Below are 18,212 nucleotides of genomic sequence, written 5' to 3' on the forward strand. Positions count from 1 at the left end.
CTGTCAATGTCCGCTCCGAGGAGTAAGCGCGATGATCGTGCCCGCCGTCCACCAACCCTGCGAGGCGCTCTCGCCGCTCGCCCGGTTCCGCCAGTCCCTGAACCGGCCGGGTCTCGTCGCCGAGCTACGCGACGACCTGGTCGGAGCGAAGGCGCGGATCGCCGGTCCCTACGGCACGAAGGCACTGGTCTATGCCGACTACGTCGCCTCCGGCCGCGCGCTGCGCGTGATCGAAGATTTCGTGCTCGAAGAGGTCCTGCCTTACTACGCCAACAGCCACACCGAAGCCTCCTATTGCGGGGGCTTCATGACCCGGATGCGGCGGGAAGCGCGGGCGCTGATCGGGGAATTCTGCGGCGCCACGGCCGACCATGCCGTGATCTTCACCGGCTCCGGTGCGACCTCCGGCATCAACCGTCTGGTCAAGCTCGTCGGCGTTAGCGACGCGGTTGCTGCCGGCCAAACCGTCCGCGTCATCATCGGCCCCTACGAGCACCACTCCAACATCCTGCCCTGGCGCGAAAGCGGCGCTGAGATCGTTGAGATCGCCGAATGCCCGGCGGGTGGACCGGACCTCACGGAACTTCGCAAAGCGCTGAGCGTTGGCTCGTCCGACCTGACAGTCTGTACCCTCTCGGCCGGCTCGAACATCACCGGCATCACCAGCGACGTGGCCGCGATCACCCGCATGGTCAAGGCTGCCGGTGCGAAGATGATCTGGGACTATGCCGGCGCCGGCCCCTATGTTCCAATCGCCATGTCTCCCGTTTCCGGTGCCGAGATCGACGCCATCGTCGTCTCGCCGCACAAGTTCATCGGTGGCCCGGGTGCTTCCGGCATCCTGATCGTTCGCCGCGACAGTGTCACGACCGACAAGCCGACCTGGCCGGGCGGCGGCACGGTGAAGTTCGTTTCGCCGGATACACACGACTACAGCGCCAACATCGAGGCCCGCGAAGAGGCCGGAACGCCGAACGTCGTCGGTGACATCCGTGCAGCCCTTGCCTTCATCGTCAAACACGCGATCGGGCTTGAGAGCATGGAGCGGCGCAACCGCGAACTGGCGGAGCAGGCGTTTGCCGCCTGGAGGGCCATTCCGCAACTGGAACTGCTCGGCTTGCAAGAACCGGACCGGCTGCCGATCTTTTCGTTCCGCATCAGGAACGGCAAGGGCGGCTATGTCCACCAGCAGCTCGTCACCCGCATGCTGAGCGACCGCTTCGGCATCCAGGCGCGCGGCGGCTGCGCCTGCGCCGGACCTTACGTTCACCGGCTGCTGTCGATCGATGCCGAGCACTCCGAACAGATCCGCCAGGCGATCCTTGCCGGCGAGGAAATCGAGAAGCCGGGTTTCACCCGGCTGAACTTCAGCGTGCTGCTTTCGGAAGACAAGGTGAAGTACATTCTTGATTGCGTCACGCAGCTCGCCGCCGACGCCCCGAGCTTCGAAGCCGATTACGATTTTGACCCCGCCCGCGCGATCTTCTTCCCGTGCGCCGCGGCTGAAGAGGCCCTCGCCTATGCATAAGCCCGATGTGACCGGCTTCTACGATCCCCGCACCGGCAGCATCCAATATGTCGTCGCCGACCCGGCGACGGGCAAATGCGCGATCATCGATCCGGTGCTGGACTTCGATGAAAAGTCCGGCTCGACCGCGACGCGGAATGCCGATGCGATCCTCGACCATATCGCCGCCAAGGGTTTGACGGTCGAGTGGATCCTCGACACCCACCCGCACGCCGACCATTTCTCGGCGGCGCGCTACCTCAAAGCGAAGACCGGCGCGCCGACGGCGATCGGCGAACATGTGAAGGGCGTGCAGCGGATCTGGAAGGAGATCTACAACTGGCCGGACTTCGCCTGCGACGGTTCGCAATGGGACGGGCTGTTTGCCGACGGCGAGACGTTTCAGATCGGTGAGCTCAAGGCCCACGTCATGCATTCGCCGGGACATACGCTCGCCTCGATCTCTTACGTGATCGGCGACGCCGCCTTCATTCACGACACGCTGTTCATGCCCGACAGCGGCTCGGCCCGCGCCGACTTTCCGGGCGGAAGCGCTGCCGACCTCTGGCGCTCGATCCAGGCCATTCTGGCACTGCCGGACGAAACACGGCTCTTCACCGGCCACGACTATTGCCCCGGCGGCCGCGAGGCGCGCTGGGAAAGCACGGTCGCCGAACAGAAGGCCACGAACCCGCACGTTGCCGGCAAGTCCGAGGCCGATTTCGTCGGCCTGCGCGAGGCGCGCGACCGCACCCTGCCGATGCCGAAGCTCATCCTGTACGCGCTGCAGGTGAACGTGCGTGGCGGCGAGCTCCCTGTCGCCGAGGACAACGGCCGACGCTACCTGAAGATACCGCTCGACGCGCTGCCCGGTTCGGTCTGGGGGTAGCGGCATCGTGGCGGACCCCTTCCAGCAGATGCTGCTTGCGATCGGCTCCGGTTCGCTCACCGGCTTCACGCTCGGCCTGATCGGCGGTGGCGGCTCGATCCTGGCGACGCCGCTCCTGATCTATGTCGTCGGCATCCGCGACGTGCACACCGCGCTCGGCACCGGAGCGCTTGCGGTTTCCGCCAATGCCTATCTCAACCTGATAAGCCACGCGCTCCGCGGTCATCTCTGGTGGCGCTGCGCGCTGATCTTCACGGTCGCGGGTTCGCTTGGCGCCTTTTTCGGCTCCAGCCTCGGCAAGCTGATCGATGGCCAGCGATTGCTGTTCCTCTTCGGCCTCGTGATGATGTTCGTCAGCTTCGCCATGCGGAAGGTCAGGTGCGACACGGCGGCGACACCGCAGTCGCTTTCGCTCGGCACACACGGCAAGACCGGCTTGACAGCGCTTCTGACCGGCACCTGTTCCGGCTTCTTCGGCATCGGCGGCGGTTTCCTCATCGTTCCCGGACTGCTGCTTGCGACCGGCATGCCGCTCATCAACGCTGTGGGCACGTCGCTGCTTGCTGTCGGCACCTTCGGCCTGACGACCGCGATCAACTATGCCGCCTCTGGATTGGTGGATTGGCGCATCGCCGGCTACTTCATCCTGGGTGGCGTCGCGGGTGGCGTGATCGGCACGATCGTTTCGACGCAGCTTTCGACCCAGCGCGATACGCTGACCAAGATTTTCCGTGCGATCATCTTTTCCGTCAGCCTTTACGTTCTCTGGCGCAGCTACGGAGCCGTGTGACCGGCTTCGCCGTCCGCAATCCATATGACGGCGCGACTGATCGGTCCTTGGCCGGAAACATACGCAGCGAGTCCGGAATCGTACTATCTGGATCATTCAAGACAACGGCGTGGCGTGTTTTAATCCTGTCAGCACTCTTTCGGACAGGAATAATCCAATGACCGTTCAATCCATGGACCTCTCGAACAGCACGCCGTTGACCCGCAGGTCGATCTCGCAGCTTCCGATCAACCTGTTCGCCTCGGTAATGGGCATAACCGGCCTGAGCCTCGCCTGGCGCGAAGCCACCAGGACGATCGGTCTGCCGGCCCTTCCCGGCGAATATGTCGGCTGGCTCGGGACTTCGATCTTTCTAAGCCTTGCGCTCGGCTACGCTTTCAAGTGGCACCGCCATCCGGCCACGGTCGCCGCCGAATTCGCCCATCCGGTTCAAAGCAACTTCTTCGCAACGGTCGCAATCGGCTTGCTTCTGCAGTCAGCTTTTCTGAACCGCTATAGCCCGCTGCTGTCAGAAGTCGTCTGGACGGCTGCGTCGGCGCTGACCTTCGCCCTCGCTTATGTCGTCGCCAGGGGCTTCCTCGGCCGGCAACAGTCGCGCGATACGACGCTGCCGCCGCTGCTCATCCCCGGTGTCGCCACTCTGGATATCGCCGTTACCGGCCACGCCATGCCGTTCGCCTGGGCACATGAGGTCAACATGCTTGCCTTCTCGGTCGGCAGCGTCATCGCCGCAGTCTTCATTGCGCTGATCTTCTCGCGGTTGCGCCATGAAGATCCACTTCCGGCGCTGGCTCGGCCGTCTCTCATGGTTCTGGTCGCCCCCTTTGCCGTCGGCTTCCTCGCCTATACCAATGTCACGGGTTCGGTCGATCTCTTCGCCACGGTCCTGTTCTACTTCGCGCTGTTTCTGATGCTCGTCCTGTCGCCGATGGTATTCCGCTCCCATGTCCCCTTCAGCGTCGGCTGGTGGGCGATCAGCTTTCCGCTTGCTGCGCTCTCGATCGCCTTCTTCCGGTATGCTGCGTCTGCCGAGAGCACCGTCCTCACCGGGCTGGCTGGACTGTTCTTTCTGTTTCTGGCTGGCGCGATTGCGGTTGTCTTCTATCGGACGATCAGCATCATCCTCACCGGCAGATTGTTCGAGGTTCGCTAATGGCCGTTCACAAAGTCGCGATCGTCGCAATGCAGGGCGTCCAGCTCCTCGACGTTATCGGCCCTTCGGACGTGTTCGCGGAGGCCAACCGTCAGAGTGGCACCGACCATTATTCGGTGGAGGTCGTCAGCGCCTCCACCGCCCCGGTGCGTGGGTCTTCCGGGCTGACCCTCCTTCCCGACCGTGCGATGGATGACGGCATTGCCGACATCGATACCCTGCTGGTTGCCGGGGACCCGCTCATTCACGAACGACCGCTTCCGATATCGCTTCTGACTTGGGTGAAGGACGCATCCGCCCGTGCCAGTCGCTTCGGATCGGTATGCTCCGGCGCCTTCGTGCTCGGCGAAGCGGGCCTGTTGAACGGCAGGCGGGCGACGACGCATTGGTCGCAAGCGGCGGAATTCGGCAAGCGCTTTCCGGAGGTGAAGCTCGAGCCCAACCGCATCTTTACCAAGGACGGCAATGTCTGGACCTCGGCGGGCGTGACAGCCGGCATCGACCTCGCACTTGCCATCGTCGAAAAGGATCTCGGCCTGCACATCGCCTTGAAAGTCGCGCGTGAACTTGTTGTCTTCCTCAAGCGACCCGGCGGCCAGACCCAGTTCAGCACGCTCCTTGCCGGCCAGCTTGCGCAGAAGACCCCTATTCGCGCGGCGCAGGACTACATTGCCGACAACCTCTCTGCCGATCTCGGTGTCGGGGCGATCGCCAGGCGCACCGGCATGAGCGAGCGAAACTTCTCCAGGCAATTCAAGCAGGAGGTGGGCATGACGCCGGCTGACTATGTTGAGAGCATGCGGCTTGAGGCGGGGCGCAGATTGGCCGAAGACACAAGCATCCCGCTCAAAAAGATTGCGACCGATATCGGCTTCCATGACGATATCGCCTTCCGTCGTTCCTTCGTTCGTCGATTCGGCACGTCGCCGGCGGCTTATCGAAAGAGCTTCGGCTCCTAAGCCTCGCTCAAGGCCCGCGCCGTTACCGCCACCGGAGAAACCAGCATGTTCGACCTGATCATCCGCAATGCCAATCTTCCGGACGGACGGCTTGGCGTCGATGTCGGCGTCAAGGGCGGCAAGATCGCAGCGATCGAGATGGCTCTTGCCGCGACAGCGGGCGAAGAAATCGACGCCACCGGCCGCCTGCTCAGCCCGCCTTTCTGCGACCCGCATTTCCACATGGACGCGACGCTGTCGCTCGGACTGCCGCGCATGAACGTCTCCGGCACGCTGCTGGAAGGCATCGCGCTCTGGGGCGAGCTGCGCCCGATGTTGACCAAGGAGGCGCTGGTCGCGCGGGCGCTGCGCTATTGCGACCTCGCCGTCAGCCAGGGCCTTCTTGCCATCCGCAGCCACGTCGACACCTCCGATCCACGGCTGGTGACGGCCGAGGCACTGCTGGAGGTAAAGGAGAAGGTCGCGCCCTATATCGACCTGCAGCTCGTCGCCTTCCCGCAGGACGGCTATTTTCGCGCGGCCGACGGCGAGGCTTCACTGAACCGCGCACTCGATATGGGCATCGGCATCGTCGGCGGCATCCCGCATTTCGAGCGCACGATGGAAGATGGCACCCGCTCGGTGGAAGTGCTCTGCCGGATCGCCGCAGACCGCGGCCTGCCGGTCGACATGCATTGCGACGAGACCGACGATCCGATGTCGCGCCACATCGAGACGCTGGCGGCTCAAACGGTCCGTTTCGGACTTCAGGGCCGCGTCGCCGGATCGCACCTGACTTCGATGCACTCGATGGACAACTACTATGTCTCCAAGCTGATCCCGCTGATGGCGGAGGCGGAGATCAACGTGATCCCCAATCCGCTGATCAACATCATGCTGCAGGGACGCCACGACACCTATCCCAAGCGCCGCGGCATGACGCGGGTTCGCGAGTTGATGGCGGCCGGCCTCAACGTTTCCTTCGGGCACGACTGCGTCATGGATCCCTGGTACTCGATGGGTTCGGGCGACATGCTGGAAGTGGCTCACATGGCCATCCACGTGACGCAGATGGGCGGGATCGAGGACAAGCGCAAGATCTTCGACGCCATCACCGTGAATGCAGCGAAAACCATGGGCCTTGAAGGCTATGGCCTCGACGTCGGCTGTAAGGCCGACCTCGTCCTGATGCAGGCGGCCGATGTCAGCGAAGCGCTGCGGCTGAAACCGAACCGGCTCTGCGTGGTCAAGGACGGCAAGGTCATCGCCAGGACGGCGCCGCGCATCAGCGAACTGCTTCTCGACGGCCGGCCGGCCTCCATCGACATCGGGCTGGATTACATCCCGCAGACGTCGGCGCCCTGAGCTTTCGGACTTCGATTTCAATCCTCGAAGTCGCCGAAGACGTTCTGTAGCCGAGTAAGCTGGGCGACGCGCTCGCCGACCTCGTCGCCGAGGACGACGATGATGTTGCTCAGAAGCAGGTCCATGACCGCGACGGTCGTTGCTGCTCCATCCCAGAGCGGACCATGGGACCCGGGCACGACGAGGCAGATGTCGGAGACCTCCGGCGCCCAGGGGCAGAACTCGTCGGTGAAGAGGATGACCTTGACGCCGGCCCGACGCGCCTCCTCCGCCAAGGGCCGCGCCTTGGCGGCGAAGCGGCGTACGTCGTGCAGGAACAGCACGCGTCCCTCGACGGAACCGTCGAGCAGCTCGGCATAGGTGCCGTTGAGGCCATCGACGAACTGCACCCGCGACCGGGTATAGGATAGCTGGCTCGCGAAATACTGCGCGATGCCGCGTACGTTCTGGTAGGCAGCGACATAGACCTCGCTGGCAGCAATCAGAGCGTCGATCGCCTGCTGCCATTCCGGCGCGGTCGTCAACTCATAGATCATGCCGAGATTGTCGATCTGCTGCTGGATCAGGCCGGCAAGCAGCTTGCCTTCGCGGTTGTCGTCGCGCAGACGGCCAACCGATCCCTTCACCTGCCAGGCAGGATTGTTGGAGCCGTCGCGCCGAAGCTCCAGTTTCAGCTCGTCGAGACCGTCGAAGCCCATGCGCCGAAGATAACGCCCGACCGTCATCGGCGAAACTTCAAGCCGGGTCGCGATCGAACGCGCCGTCTCGAAGGGAATGTCGGCCAGATTACGCTCGATGTAGTTGGCGATGAGCTTATCAGATTTCGAGCGTCTGAGCTCGTCGCTGCGCACCAGCTTCAGGATTCGCTGCGCCACGTCCCCTCCCCTTGCATGATCGGAGCGGGACGCCGGCAAGCTAGCGCCGCATATCCCGCTCCGTCGCATCGCCTGTTTATTGCGCCGTCTTCACCTTCGTCCAGACCCGATCGAGCTGGCGCACGCCGGGGCCGAGATCTTCGAAGATCTGCAGCTTCTGCATGGTTTCCGGCGGCGGGTTGATTTCCTTGCTATTCTTGATCTGCTCGGGGGTCAATTGCCGCGCAGGCACGTTGGCCGTGCCGTTCGTCTGCTGCTCGATGTTGAGCGCCGCCACTTCGGGACGCGTGTAGAACTGCATGAACTTTACGGCGTTCTCCTTGTTCGGCGCGGTCTTCAGAACGCAGATATCCTCCTGATACATCGTCGCGCCTTCCTCCGGGATCACGTAGCCGAGATCCTTCGGATTGCCGAAGACGTCGACCATCGAGCCGACGAAGAAATGACCGGCCGCCACATCGCCGGCCGCGACCATCGGGCGGGTGTCATAGGTGAAGGCGGCGACATCCGGCTTCATGGCGATGATCGTATCGGCCGCCTGCTGCAATTCGGCAGGGTCGGTGGAATTGACCTTGTGGCCATTGAGGATGAGGCCGACCGACAGCACCTCGCGCATGTCGTCAAGCAGCGTGAATTTCAGGCCTTTGGCCTTCACGGTTTCGATCAGGTCGCGCCAGCCGGTCACGTCCTTGCCGAGCAGCGTGCGGTTATAAAGGATACCGACCGTACCGAAGGCATAGGGCAGGCAATATTCGCCCTTCGGGTCGCTCTTGGCGCGCAGGAACGTCGGGTCGATATTCTTGAAGCCCTCATAGGTGTTGATGTCGGTCTTTTCGAGCAGGTCGAGCTTGGCCATGATGTCCTGCATGTGCACCGACGGGAAGACGATGTCGTAACCCGTGGCGCCACCCTGGATCTTCGCCAGCATCTCCTCGTTGGAGGAATAGGTCGAGAGGTTGACCTTGATCTGGGTCTCCTCCTCGAACTTCTTGAGGACAGCCGGATTGATGTATTCGCCCCAGTTGTAGATGTTGAGCTCGGCCGCTTGCGCCGTGCCGAAAAGGGCTGTCAGCGTCGCGAGGGACAGTGCCACTGTGCGCGCACGGGTCGCGAAGGCTCTCCTGCCCCCGCGGGTCCTCCCGTTTGTCATCGTCATCGAAATTCTCCTCTGATGGTTCTGGCCGGACGGCCTGACACGATCTTGACCGGCCGCTTCCGGATCACGGCTTCTCGTGGCCGTTGACTCCGATAGGCAAATGGTATCCATATATCGAAAACGCACAAGCGTTATTTGCATAACATTTTGGGGAACAGAAGTATGCAGAATTCCATCGTCCGGCTGGTGGAGGCGAGCAAGGCCTTTACCACTCCGGAAGGCGGCACCGTGACCGCTCTCGACCGTATAAATCTCGATGTCCGCCGCAACGAATTCCTGACCTTGCTCGGTCCCTCCGGTTGCGGCAAGACGACACTGCTGCAGGCGATCAGCGGCTTCGTCGAACTCGACGGCGGCTCGATCCTGATCGACGGCGAGGACATGACCGACCGGCCGCCCTATCGTCGCCCGGTCAACACCGTCTTCCAGAACTACGCCCTGTTTCCACATATGACCGTCGGCGAAAACGTCGCCTACTCGCTGGAGGTGGCGGGCGTTGCCAAGCCGCAGCGCCGGGAAAAGGTCGCGTCCGCCCTGAAGATGGTCGGGCTCGAAGGCATGGAAGCACGCAAGCCGCGCCAGCTCTCCGGCGGCCAGCAGCAGCGGGTGGCGCTCGCCCGCGCCATCATCGCCCGGCCGAAGCTGCTTTTGCTCGACGAACCGCTGTCGGCGCTCGACAAGAACCTGCGCCAGGCCATGCAGATCGAACTCAAGACGCTGCAGAACGAGCTTGGCATCTCCTTCATCTTCGTCACCCATGACCAGCAGGAAGCGCTGACGATGTCGGATCGCGTTGCCGTGCTATCAGGCGGGCGCATCCAGCAGCTCGATACGCCTCGCGCCATCTACGACCATCCGGTCAACACGTTCGTTGCAACGTTCATCGGCGCCAGCAATCTGTTCGAAGGCAGGCTCGACGGCGACCGGTTGATGACGGCTGACGGCATGGCGATCCGCCACCGGCCCTGCGAGCGGAAGATTTCGGCAGAGGCAACGGCGCTGATCCGTCCGGAACAGTTCTTCCTCGCCGAGGACAACGCTCCCTTCCCGACGATCGACGTCGATCTCGACCAGATCGTCTTCGTCGGCTCCACCTTCGAGCTGTTCGGTCGCACCGCCGAGGGCCGCAAGGTCGTCGCCGAGATTCCGGCCAACCGCCGCAGCCTCGTTGGCACGGTCGAGCAGACCCGTAAGGCGCGACTTGCCTATGATCCAGCCGCCGTACACCTGATTGGCGAAAGCGCAGGTGCCTAAGATGACGATCGCCAGTCGCCGCCGCTTCCAGCTTGCACTCCTGCTCGGGCCCGTCTCGGCCTTTCTCGCCGTCTTCTTCCTCGGGCCGCTCGCGATCATGATCGTGACCAGCTTTCTCGCACCCGGCCTTTATGGCGGGGTGGAATGGACCTTCTACCCGCATAATTTCGGCCGCATTCTCGGCTTCGCCGATCCGATGTTCGAGGAGTTCGATCCGATCTACATCGCGATCTTCCTGCGCTCGATCGAGATCGCGGCCCTTACGGTGCTCGCGACCCTCCTCGTCTGCTACCCCGCGGCCTTCTGCATCGCCCGGCTTTCCGACCGCTGGAAGAACTTCTGCCTGTTCCTGATCACACTGCCCTTCTTCACCAGTCTGATCGTGCGGCTGTTCGTCTGGGTGCTGATCCTGCGCCAGACCGGCCTCGTCAACGAAGTGCTTCTATCCACGGGGCTGATCGAACGGCCGCTCGACCTGATCTACACCAAGGGCGCGATCATCCTCGGCATGACCTATGTGTTCATTCCCTTCATGTTCATGCCCGTCTATGCCAGCGTCGAGAAACTCGACTGGACGCTGGTGCGCGCCTCGCTCGATCTCGGCGCCGGCCCCGTGCGCACCTTCTTGCGCATCATCCTGCCCTTGACCGCACCCGGCATCGCCGGCGGCTCCGTCATCGTCTTCATCCCGGCGCTCGGCAACTTCGTCGTGCCGGCGGTGCTTGGTGGCGCCAAGGTGATGATGTTCGGCAACCTCATCGAGCAGCAGTTCCTCGCCGCCCGCAACTGGCCCTTCGGTGCAGCACTGGCGATGATGGTGATGAGCGTCATGCTGATCATGATGATCGCCCATGTCATCCTTTCCGGACGGCGCGGCGCTGCCGCCGCACTGGCACGGTGAGGCGCCCATGAAGATCGCTCGATCCCTTTTTACCGGTGGCCTGCTTGCCTACACCGGCTTGTTCTTCGCCTTCATCTACATCCCGCTCGTGGTCATCGCCGTCTATTCGTTCAACGCCAATCCGGTGAACATGATGACCTGGACCGGGTTCACCACCGAATGGTACGCTCAGGTTCTCGGCTTCAAGACCAAGGTCTCCGAGAGCGCGCTCTACATCGAATCGACGGGGCAGCTGCTGCAGGCGGTGTGGAACAGCCTGGTCATCGCCGCCTCGACAACGGCCATTGCAACCGTCTTCGGCACGGCGATCGCGATTGCGCTCTACCGCTTCGAATTTGTCGGCCAGCGCTTCTACCGGGTGGTGATGTTCATGCCGATGCTGATGCCGGATATCGTGCTCGGCATCGCGCTCCTGATCTTCTTCGTCAATTCCGGCATCCGGCTGGGCCTGACGACGATCATCATCGGCCAGTGCACCTTCCTGATCTCCTACGTCTTCATCGTCGTCTCGGCCCGCCTTGCCGGCATGGATCGCACGTTGGAACACGCGTCGGCCGACCTCGGCGCCAACGAATGGATGACCTTTCGTCGGGTGGTGCTGCCGCAGCTTTTCCCGGCGATCGTCGGCGGCGCGCTGCTCGCCTTCATCATCTCGATGGACGATCTCGTCATCACCTATTTCATCGCCGGCGTCGATGTCACGACGCTGCCGATGTTCATCTTCTCCATGCTTCGGCGCGGCATCAAACCGGAGATCAACGCCATCGCCGTGATGATGCTGACCTTCTCCTTCGTCGTCGCCTCGCTCGGCCTTTACCTTCGCTCCCGGCAGAAATGATCATGAACGACAAAACCTCTACGCCCTCCAGCGCCCGCGCCCGCGATATCGGCCTGCCCTTTGCCGGCCGCACCGGCCGCTTCAACGCCATCACGGATGTCGAAGGCATTGCCGTCGGCTTCCGCACTATCGAGGAGCAAACGCCGCGACCCGGCCGAAAGCGCCCGGTGCGCACCGGCGTCACCGCCATCCTGCCGCATGCCGGATCGGAAACACCGGTCCCGGTTTATGCCGGGGTGCACCGCTTCAACGGCAACGGCGAAATGACCGGCACCCACTGGATCGAGGACGGCGGCTTCTTCCTCGGACCCGTGATGATCACCAACACCCATGCGGTCGGCATGACCCACCACGCCACCATCCAATGGATGCTGGAGCGCTACAGGACGACCTACGACACCGATGATTTCCTCTGGCTGATGCCGGTGGTCGCCGAAACCTATGACGGCGTTTTGAATGACATCAACGGCCAGCCGATCACGGAAGCCGATGTGCACGCCGCACTCGACGCTGCCGCGTCCGGCCCGGTCCAGGAAGGCAATTGTGGTGGCGGCACCGGCATGATCGCCTATGGCTTCAAGGGCGGCACCGGCACCGCCTCGCGCGTCGTTGAATTCGGCGGCCGCGACTACACGATCGGCACGCTGGTCCAAGCCAATCACGGGCAACGCGACTGGCTAACGATCCGCGGCGTTCCGGTCGGCGAACACATGCGCGACGGCACGCCGCAAAGCCAGATGCAGGAGCGCGGCTCGATCATCGTCGTGATCGCGACCGACCTGCCGATGGCACCGCATCAACTCAAGCGCCTGGCGCGACGGGCGGCGATCGGCATCGGCCGCAACGGCACGCCCGGCGGCAACAATTCCGGCGACATCTTCCTCGCCTTCTCCACAGCCAACACCCAGCCGATGGCCCACAGGGCGCCGCCGCGACTGTCGCTGGAAATCGTCAACGACGAGCTGCTTGACCCCGTCTATCTCGCGACCGTCGACAGCGTCGAAGAAGCAGTGGTGAACGCGATGATCGCGGCCGAAGATTCCGGCGGTACAGCCCATGATCGCTTCAAGATCCAGGCGATCCGGCATGAGCCTCTGATGGCGGTTATGCGGGCCTATGGCCGATAACCGACGGACTTGGCGATACCTCTCGGAGCCGGTGACTTAGCCGGCTCCAGGCGAGTTCAACCGCGCACGGCGCCAGTCGCTCGGGGCTTCGCCGACCCTCAGGCGGAAGAAGCGCGAGAAATAGGCGGCGTCGGCAAAGCCGATCTCATAGGCAATGTCTTCGAGTGGCCGGACCGTAAAGAGCAGCAGGCGCTTGGCCTCAAGCAATCGCCGCTCGTTGATCAGTTCCTTCACCTGCATGCCGAAGGCATCCCTGCTCGCCTTGGCAAGCAGGTGCGGCGTCGTGGCGAGCGCATCGGTGTAGTGCCCGACGCTCCAGTTCTCGCGGAAACGCAGATCGATGAGCCGGCGCAGTTCCGTGGCCAGCATCGCCTGTGTCGGCTGGGCGGTGGGCGGTGCTGCGGCTGCCAGGCGGGCGATCTGGGTCAGCACGGCGGCGACCAGAGACGCCAGCATCCGCTGCGCGCCCGTGGCACCGCAGGCGTACTCATCAGCGACGATATCGAGCAGTTCCGCAAGACGGCGCCAATGCCGGTCTTCACCGTCGCCACGGATCATCATCGGCGTATCGAGCCCCAGCGTCGTTTGCTCGCGGATGGAGAGCAGCGCACCATCGGCAATCGAGACGACGATCGCGTCGCTCGTCTCTGGATCGACCGAAAACCCGTGCACGATGCCGCTCGGCACGAAGCTGATGGCGGGTGCGGAAAAGTCCAAAGGCTTGTCGTCGATGAAGTAAGTTCCCCCGCCGCTCAGCCAGTAGGTGATCTGTCCCATCTGGTCGTGCTTGTGCGCCTTGACCTGGCCCTGATGCAGGTTCCGCCGCGCCATCACCGTCTCGACATGGAAGAACCCGGGCTCGACCTTCTGCTCCGGTTCGCCATAGACGAAGAAACTTGGAATGCTGCTGCTCATGCTCCACCCGAAAAAGTCCAAGTCATTTTGCCATTCTGTCCATGGCCGCTGCCGATTTCAACGCCTAGCCTTGACGAAACTCAAGGAGGAGAAAATGAGAGCAGAGGATTTCCGCGCCGACAGGGCGCGGCCCTTCACCGGCGCCGAATATCTGGAAAGCCTGCGCGACGGCCGCGAAGTCTATATCAATGGCGAGCGCGTCCACGACGTCACCAGCCATCCGGCGATGCGCAATTCCGCCCGGTCGCTCGCAAGGCTCTATGACGCGCTGCACGACCCGGCGAAGAAGGATATCCTGACGTCACCGACCGACACGGGCTCGGGCGGCTACACCCACAAATACTTCCGCGTCGCCCGCTCCTCCTCCGATCTTGCGGCACAGCAAGGCGCGATCGCCGAGTGGGCACGCATGTCCTATGGCTGGATGGGCCGCACCGCCGACTACAAGGCGGCGCTGATGAACACGCTGGGCGCCAATGCCAACTGGTACGGGCCGTTCAAGGACAATGCGCTCGCGTGGCACCGACGCGCCCAGGAAGCCGCCCTCTTCATGAACCATGCGATCGTCAATCCGCCGATCGATCGCCACAAGCCGGCGGATGCGGTGAAGGACGTGTTCGTCCACATCACCAAGGAAACGGATGCCGGCATCTACGTCTCCGGCGCCAAGGTGGTCGCAACCTCCTCTGCGCTGACGCACTACAATTTCCTCGCACAGAGCTCGGCGACGGCGACCGAGGATCCCTCGCTCTCCGTCATGTTCATCGTTCCGATGAACGCGCCGGGCATCAAGATGTTCTGCCGGGTCTCCTACGAGCAGACGGCCAACACGGTCGGCCATCCCTTCGACTATCCGCTGTCGTCGCGCTTCGACGAGAATGACGCGATCCTGGTGCTCGACAATGTCTTCGTGCCCTGGGAGGATGTTCTGGTGCTGCGCGACGCCGCCAAGATCCTCTCCTTCCACCCGGCCTCCGGCTTCATGCACGGCTACTGCTTCCAGGGCTGCACCCGCTTCGCGGTGAAACTCGACTTCCTCGCCGGCCTGCTTGCCAAGGCTTTGAGGGCGACCGGCGGCGACGCCTTCCGCGGCAACCAGGCGGCGCTCGGCGAGGTCATTGCCCTTCGACACATGTTCTGGAGCTTCTCCAACGCCATGGCGCATAACCCCATTCCCTGGGCCGACGGCGCGGTGCTGCCCAATCTCGAAGCTGCGCTTTCCTACCGCACCTTCATGTCGGAGGCCTATCCGCGCGTCGTCGAGACGATCCGCAGGGTCGTCGCCTCCGGCCTGATCTACCTGCCCTCCTCGGCGCGCGATTTCGGCAATCCCGAGATCGATCGTTATCTGGCGCAATATGTGCGCGGCTCCAACGATATGGGCCATATCGAGCGCATCAAGATCATGAAGCTGCTCTGGGACGCGACCGGCACCGAGTTTGGCGGGCGGCACGCGCTTTACGAACTCAACTATGCCGGTGCACCCGAAGAGGTGCGGCTGCAGGTGTTAAAGGGCGCCGAGCGCGGCGGGCGTCTGAAGGAGATGGAGGCGCTCGTCGATCAGTGCATGGCCGACTACGACGAGAACGGCTGGACCGGCAATACCTGGCTGCCGCCGCTCGACGACAACGCCACCCTTCGCAGCGCAGCCGAGTGAGGCCGGCCATGGAACCGCTCGTTTCGAAGACCGAGTTTCGCAATGCGATGGCGCGGGTCTGCGCGCCGGTCAACGTCATCACCACCAACGGACCCGCCGGACGCGGCGGGTTCACGGCCACCGCCATGTGCTCGGTAACCGACGAGCCGCCGACGCTGCTTGTCTGCATGAACCGGAACTCCACCCAATGCGGGCTGTTCATCGACAACAGGCGCTTTTGCGTCAACGTGCTCAGCCACGACCATCGGGATCTCGCCGGTCATTTCGCCGGCGCGACGCAGGACATGGCCGCGCGCTATGCCGCCACCGACTGGGTCGAGATGCAATCGGGCAGCTTCGCCGTCAAGGATGCGATCGTTTCGCTCGACTGCGAACTGGCCGAGGCGCGGCTCTTGGGTACGCACCATATCCTCATCGGCCGGGTCGTCGGCATCCGCTCGCGCAGCGATGGCAATGCGCTGCTCTACTTCGACCGCAACTATGTACACGTGCCGACGCAGCTCGGAAGTTTCGGCGGTTAAGCACGGACGCAGCGTCGCTGGTTCGGTACAAACACAGCATCTTTCGCCACAGAGCCGGCGCAATCCACATCCAGTTGCTGTTCAGCGCCTTTTGTTTTTTCCCTAAAACGCGTCTATTGCCGGGCGTGGAATGAGAAAGGAAAACGGAATGGTGGTTGCTGAGCCAGCCGGACGTCCGACGACGGACGCGAAAGGCAGGGAATTCGATCGCTTGGCCGCCCTTGGACATCTCGATATCCTCGACACGCCAAGGGATGAAGGCCTTGAACGGGTCGTACGGCTGATCAAACAGGTCTTCTCCATAGAGATCGGCATCGTCTCTTTGGTCGATGCACATCGCCAATGGTACAAGGCCTGCTCCGGCCTTTCGGCCGACGAGGTCCCGCGCAAAGAGACCTTCTGCCGATATGTCGTCGTCGCCGAGGAGCCTCTCGTCGTCCACGACGCCACGAAGGATGCACGCTTTTCGCAGCACCCGGCCGTGGCCGGTCCCGAACATGTTCGGTTCTACGCAGGCGTCCCGCTGAAGACGCGGGACGGGCATACAGTCGGGACCGTGTGCGCGATCGATCGCGCGCCACGACAGTTCACTGAGACGGATCTTGCGATCCTGATGGAGTTGGCGGGCGTGGCGATGGACCGGATCGATCTGCTCCGCTCGGCCGCGACGGATGGACTGACCGGGACGCTGACGCGGCGCGCCTTCCGCGAGGAAGCGGACAAGCTGATCTCGCTCGCGGTGCGGCACCAGCATGACCTGTCTTGCATCGTCCTCGATGTGGACCATTTCAAGCGGGTCAACGACACACACGGGCATGCGGCAGGAGACGAGGTCTTGAAGGCCGTTGCCTCCATCTGCCAGTCCAATCTGCGAGCAAGCGACCTCTTTGGGCGGCTCGGCGGCGAGGAATTTGCCGTCATGCTGCCGCATGTCGACGCGACAGGCGCGCTGACGGCGGCGGAAAAATTGCGGGCAGCGATCGCCGCCCAGACGATCCACGGTGAATTCGGCCAGCTCGCGGTGACTGCGAGCTTCGGCACCGCCGCCCTTTCGGCCAATAGCAGGAATAACGCGACCTTGCTCGCCCAGGCGGATGCGGCGATGTATCTCGCCAAGGCCGGAGGACGAAACCGCTGCGTCGAATGGAGCAGTCTCGAAGCCGGCTATCCGCTCGGTCCGCGCCAGCGCGTGCTGAAGGCCGGAACCATTCTCTTCGACGACAGGCATTCACGGATCGACTGCACCATCCGGTCGCTGGGCGCCGATGGCGCGGCGGTTACGGTCTCGAATTCCGCCGGCATACCACCGGAACTCGTCCTGGTGGTCGCCGGCGACGGTTTCGAAACTAAGTGCCAGGTCGTGGCACGGGACCGGCAGAACCTCGAACTCGCTTTCGGATAAGCCTGTTCGCCCGTAAGCAGAGATCACGACACATGATGAAGGGGCGCCGGTTGGGCGCCACTTCTCGCATCTTCGCGCGGGGTGCTATTCCGCGGCCGCTTCCAGGCCTTTCGGCGAAGGTGTCGCCTTGCCCTGGAACTTCCTGAACAGAAAGAAGTAGAGCTTGATGTACTGACCGACGAGAATGGCGTTCAGGATCGTGCCTTCGCGGATGAACTTGACCTCTGCGAGGAAGAGCAGACCGATACAGGCCGACAGAACCAGCAGCGTGCAGTCGAAGCCGGTCTTGATGTTGCCCCACTTCCAGCCGGTGCGCTTGAAGATGGTGTTGACGAACATGTCGATCGGCATCAGCACCAGATTGGCGCGGATCATCAGGAACAGGCCGAAGGCGAGCGCCGCATCGGCAAAGACCAGCAGCGCCACCCGCAGCGGATAGGCCTCGAGCTTGATGAACTCGGTGATCCCCAGGTTGAAGTCCAGGAAAACCGCGAGCACGAAAGCCGGGATCAGCGAGGCGAAGTTCTTGAGCTTGAAGTCCTTGGGCAGGACCAGATAGGTCAGGAACAGCATGATCAGTTCGAGCATGAAGTTGTAGGTGCCCTGGCTGAAGGGCGGATAGACCAGCGTCATGGTCCGCGTCAGGCTGCTCTGGGGTGAAATGCCGATGCCGGCGCGGATCGCCAGGCTGACACCGAAGGTCAGCACATAGATGCCGACGACATACATGATCCAGCGCCGCGTCAGGCTGCCGGTATCGACGATTTCGGCTTCCGCCGCATTGTGTGCCATTGTTTCCTCCCTCGAAACGAGGCGGAGCTCCTTACCCCGCCGGCCCATCGCCCCCTCAGCGATGCGCTTTTAAATCTTTCGGCATGTCCGCCCATTGTCGCGGAAGCACGCCACTTTCCAGGCAGACGGACG

At 63.0% G+C, this 18,212-nt stretch carries 17 protein-coding genes; 13 read left to right on the forward strand and 4 right to left on the reverse strand.

The window, feature by feature from the left end:
• Window positions 1-31: 31 nt before the first annotated feature.
• The 6 genes from FA04_RS27285 (at window position 32) to FA04_RS27310 (ending at window position 6,642) form a co-directional block, all read left to right on the forward strand.
• Window positions 32-1,528, forward strand: a complete 1,497-nt coding sequence (locus FA04_RS27285; protein ID WP_082566296.1) for an aminotransferase class V-fold PLP-dependent enzyme — start codon at window positions 32-34, stop codon at window positions 1,526-1,528.
• Window positions 1,521-2,396: an MBL fold metallo-hydrolase gene (locus tag FA04_RS27290; RefSeq protein ID WP_034787862.1), complete on the forward strand. Its 876-nt coding sequence runs from the start codon at window positions 1,521-1,523 to the stop codon at window positions 2,394-2,396. Before FA04_RS27285 ends, FA04_RS27290 begins: the two co-directional genes overlap by 8 nt.
• Window positions 2,397-2,424: 28 nt before the next feature.
• On the forward strand, window positions 2,425-3,186 hold the full coding sequence (locus tag FA04_RS27295; protein WP_034787855.1) for a sulfite exporter TauE/SafE family protein: 762 nt from the start codon (window positions 2,425-2,427) through the stop codon (window positions 3,184-3,186).
• Window positions 3,187-3,343: 157 nt separating this feature from the next.
• Window positions 3,344-4,339: an SLAC1 anion channel family protein gene (locus FA04_RS27300; protein WP_034787853.1), complete on the forward strand. Its 996-nt coding sequence runs from the start codon at window positions 3,344-3,346 to the stop codon at window positions 4,337-4,339.
• Entirely contained in the window at window positions 4,339-5,298 is a 960-nt protein-coding gene (locus FA04_RS27305) for a GlxA family transcriptional regulator (RefSeq protein ID WP_034787850.1), read from the forward strand. The genes FA04_RS27300 and FA04_RS27305 overlap by 1 nt, the downstream gene beginning before the upstream one ends.
• A gap of 45 nt (window positions 5,299-5,343) precedes the next feature.
• Entirely contained in the window at window positions 5,344-6,642 is a 1,299-nt protein-coding gene (locus tag FA04_RS27310; protein ID WP_034787847.1) for an amidohydrolase family protein, read from the forward strand.
• A 17-nt stretch (window positions 6,643-6,659) separates the two neighbouring features.
• On the opposite strand, the gene FA04_RS27315 is transcribed toward FA04_RS27310, so the two are convergent.
• Window positions 6,660-7,517 carry a MurR/RpiR family transcriptional regulator gene (locus tag FA04_RS27315; protein ID WP_034787843.1) on the reverse strand — a complete coding sequence of 286 codons (858 nt, stop codon included), beginning with the start codon at window positions 7,515-7,517 and terminating at the stop codon, window positions 6,660-6,662.
• A 76-nt stretch (window positions 7,518-7,593) separates the two neighbouring features.
• Window positions 7,594-8,673: a polyamine ABC transporter substrate-binding protein gene (locus tag FA04_RS27320; RefSeq protein ID WP_244497234.1), complete on the reverse strand. Its 1,080-nt coding sequence runs from the start codon at window positions 8,671-8,673 to the stop codon at window positions 7,594-7,596.
• A gap of 162 nt (window positions 8,674-8,835) precedes the next feature.
• Between FA04_RS27320 and FA04_RS27325 the strand changes: the two genes are divergently transcribed.
• Genes FA04_RS27325 through FA04_RS27340 form a run of 4 tightly spaced genes read left to right on the forward strand, consistent with a single transcriptional unit; the run spans window position 8,836 to window position 12,793 of the window.
• Window positions 8,836-9,927 carry an ABC transporter ATP-binding protein gene (locus FA04_RS27325; RefSeq protein WP_034787836.1) on the forward strand — a complete coding sequence of 364 codons (1,092 nt, stop codon included), beginning with the start codon at window positions 8,836-8,838 and terminating at the stop codon, window positions 9,925-9,927.
• Window position 9,928: 1 nt separating this feature from the next.
• Window positions 9,929-10,828 carry an ABC transporter permease gene (locus tag FA04_RS27330; protein ID WP_034787833.1) on the forward strand — a complete coding sequence of 300 codons (900 nt, stop codon included), beginning with the start codon at window positions 9,929-9,931 and terminating at the stop codon, window positions 10,826-10,828.
• Between the two features lie 7 nt (window positions 10,829-10,835).
• Window positions 10,836-11,666: an ABC transporter permease gene (locus FA04_RS27335; protein ID WP_034787988.1), complete on the forward strand. Its 831-nt coding sequence runs from the start codon at window positions 10,836-10,838 to the stop codon at window positions 11,664-11,666.
• A gap of 2 nt (window positions 11,667-11,668) precedes the next feature.
• Complete coding sequence (locus tag FA04_RS27340; RefSeq protein ID WP_034787986.1) at window positions 11,669-12,793, forward strand: DmpA family aminopeptidase; 1,125 nt, start codon at window positions 11,669-11,671, stop codon at window positions 12,791-12,793.
• A gap of 36 nt (window positions 12,794-12,829) precedes the next feature.
• Here FA04_RS27340 and FA04_RS27345 read toward each other — a convergent pair whose 3' ends face one another.
• Window positions 12,830-13,708, reverse strand: coding sequence for a helix-turn-helix domain-containing protein (locus tag FA04_RS27345; RefSeq protein WP_034787830.1), 879 nt, complete (start codon window positions 13,706-13,708; stop codon window positions 12,830-12,832).
• A gap of 94 nt (window positions 13,709-13,802) precedes the next feature.
• On the opposite strand from FA04_RS27345, the gene FA04_RS27350 reads away from it, so the two are divergent.
• The 3 genes from FA04_RS27350 (at window position 13,803) to FA04_RS27360 (ending at window position 17,288) form a co-directional block, all read left to right on the forward strand.
• Complete coding sequence (locus FA04_RS27350; protein ID WP_034787827.1) at window positions 13,803-15,365, forward strand: 4-hydroxyphenylacetate 3-hydroxylase N-terminal domain-containing protein; 1,563 nt, start codon at window positions 13,803-13,805, stop codon at window positions 15,363-15,365.
• Between the two features lie 8 nt (window positions 15,366-15,373).
• Window positions 15,374-15,886, forward strand: coding sequence for a flavin reductase (locus FA04_RS27355; protein WP_034787824.1), 513 nt, complete (start codon window positions 15,374-15,376; stop codon window positions 15,884-15,886).
• A 148-nt stretch (window positions 15,887-16,034) separates the two neighbouring features.
• Window positions 16,035-17,288, forward strand: coding sequence for a sensor domain-containing diguanylate cyclase (locus FA04_RS27360; RefSeq protein ID WP_034787822.1), 1,254 nt, complete (start codon window positions 16,035-16,037; stop codon window positions 17,286-17,288).
• Window positions 17,289-17,372: 84 nt separating this feature from the next.
• On the opposite strand, the gene FA04_RS27365 is transcribed toward FA04_RS27360, so the two are convergent.
• A complete protein-coding gene (locus FA04_RS27365) occupies window positions 17,373-18,080 on the reverse strand; it encodes a YczE/YyaS/YitT family protein (protein ID WP_034787819.1) in 708 nt (235 codons plus the stop codon).
• Between the last annotated feature and the right edge of the window lie 132 nt (window positions 18,081-18,212).

This window comes from Ensifer adhaerens (genome assembly GCF_000697965.2).
GTDB lineage: Bacteria > Pseudomonadota > Alphaproteobacteria > Rhizobiales > Rhizobiaceae > Ensifer > Ensifer adhaerens.

Bases quoted from the DNA above. Each gene is read 5' to 3' on its own strand.
- FA04_RS27290 (WP_034787862.1), top strand. From the start codon at position 1,521: ATGCATAAGCCCGATGTGACCGGCTTCTACGATCCCCGCACCGGCAGC.
- FA04_RS27325 (WP_034787836.1), top strand. From the start codon at position 8,836: ATGCAGAATTCCATCGTCCGGCTGGTGGAGGCGAGCAAGGCCTTTACC.
- FA04_RS27285 (WP_082566296.1), top strand. From the start codon at position 32: ATGATCGTGCCCGCCGTCCACCAACCCTGCGAGGCGCTCTCGCCGCTC.
- FA04_RS27310 (WP_034787847.1), top strand. From the start codon at position 5,344: ATGTTCGACCTGATCATCCGCAATGCCAATCTTCCGGACGGACGGCTT.
- FA04_RS27335 (WP_034787988.1), top strand. From the start codon at position 10,836: ATGAAGATCGCTCGATCCCTTTTTACCGGTGGCCTGCTTGCCTACACC.
- FA04_RS27355 (WP_034787824.1), top strand. From the start codon at position 15,374: ATGGAACCGCTCGTTTCGAAGACCGAGTTTCGCAATGCGATGGCGCGG.
- FA04_RS27340 (WP_034787986.1), top strand. From the start codon at position 11,669: ATGAACGACAAAACCTCTACGCCCTCCAGCGCCCGCGCCCGCGATATC.
- FA04_RS27345 (WP_034787830.1), bottom strand. From the start codon at position 13,708: ATGAGCAGCAGCATTCCAAGTTTCTTCGTCTATGGCGAACCGGAGCAG.
- FA04_RS27365 (WP_034787819.1), bottom strand. From the start codon at position 18,080: ATGGCACACAATGCGGCGGAAGCCGAAATCGTCGATACCGGCAGCCTG.
- FA04_RS27305 (WP_034787850.1), top strand. From the start codon at position 4,339: ATGGCCGTTCACAAAGTCGCGATCGTCGCAATGCAGGGCGTCCAGCTC.
- FA04_RS27360 (WP_034787822.1), top strand. From the start codon at position 16,035: ATGGTGGTTGCTGAGCCAGCCGGACGTCCGACGACGGACGCGAAAGGC.
- FA04_RS27320 (WP_244497234.1), bottom strand. From the start codon at position 8,673: ATGACGATGACAAACGGGAGGACCCGCGGGGGCAGGAGAGCCTTCGCG.
- FA04_RS27330 (WP_034787833.1), top strand. From the start codon at position 9,929: ATGACGATCGCCAGTCGCCGCCGCTTCCAGCTTGCACTCCTGCTCGGG.
- FA04_RS27300 (WP_034787853.1), top strand. From the start codon at position 3,344: ATGACCGTTCAATCCATGGACCTCTCGAACAGCACGCCGTTGACCCGC.
- FA04_RS27295 (WP_034787855.1), top strand. From the start codon at position 2,425: ATGCTGCTTGCGATCGGCTCCGGTTCGCTCACCGGCTTCACGCTCGGC.
- FA04_RS27350 (WP_034787827.1), top strand. From the start codon at position 13,803: ATGAGAGCAGAGGATTTCCGCGCCGACAGGGCGCGGCCCTTCACCGGC.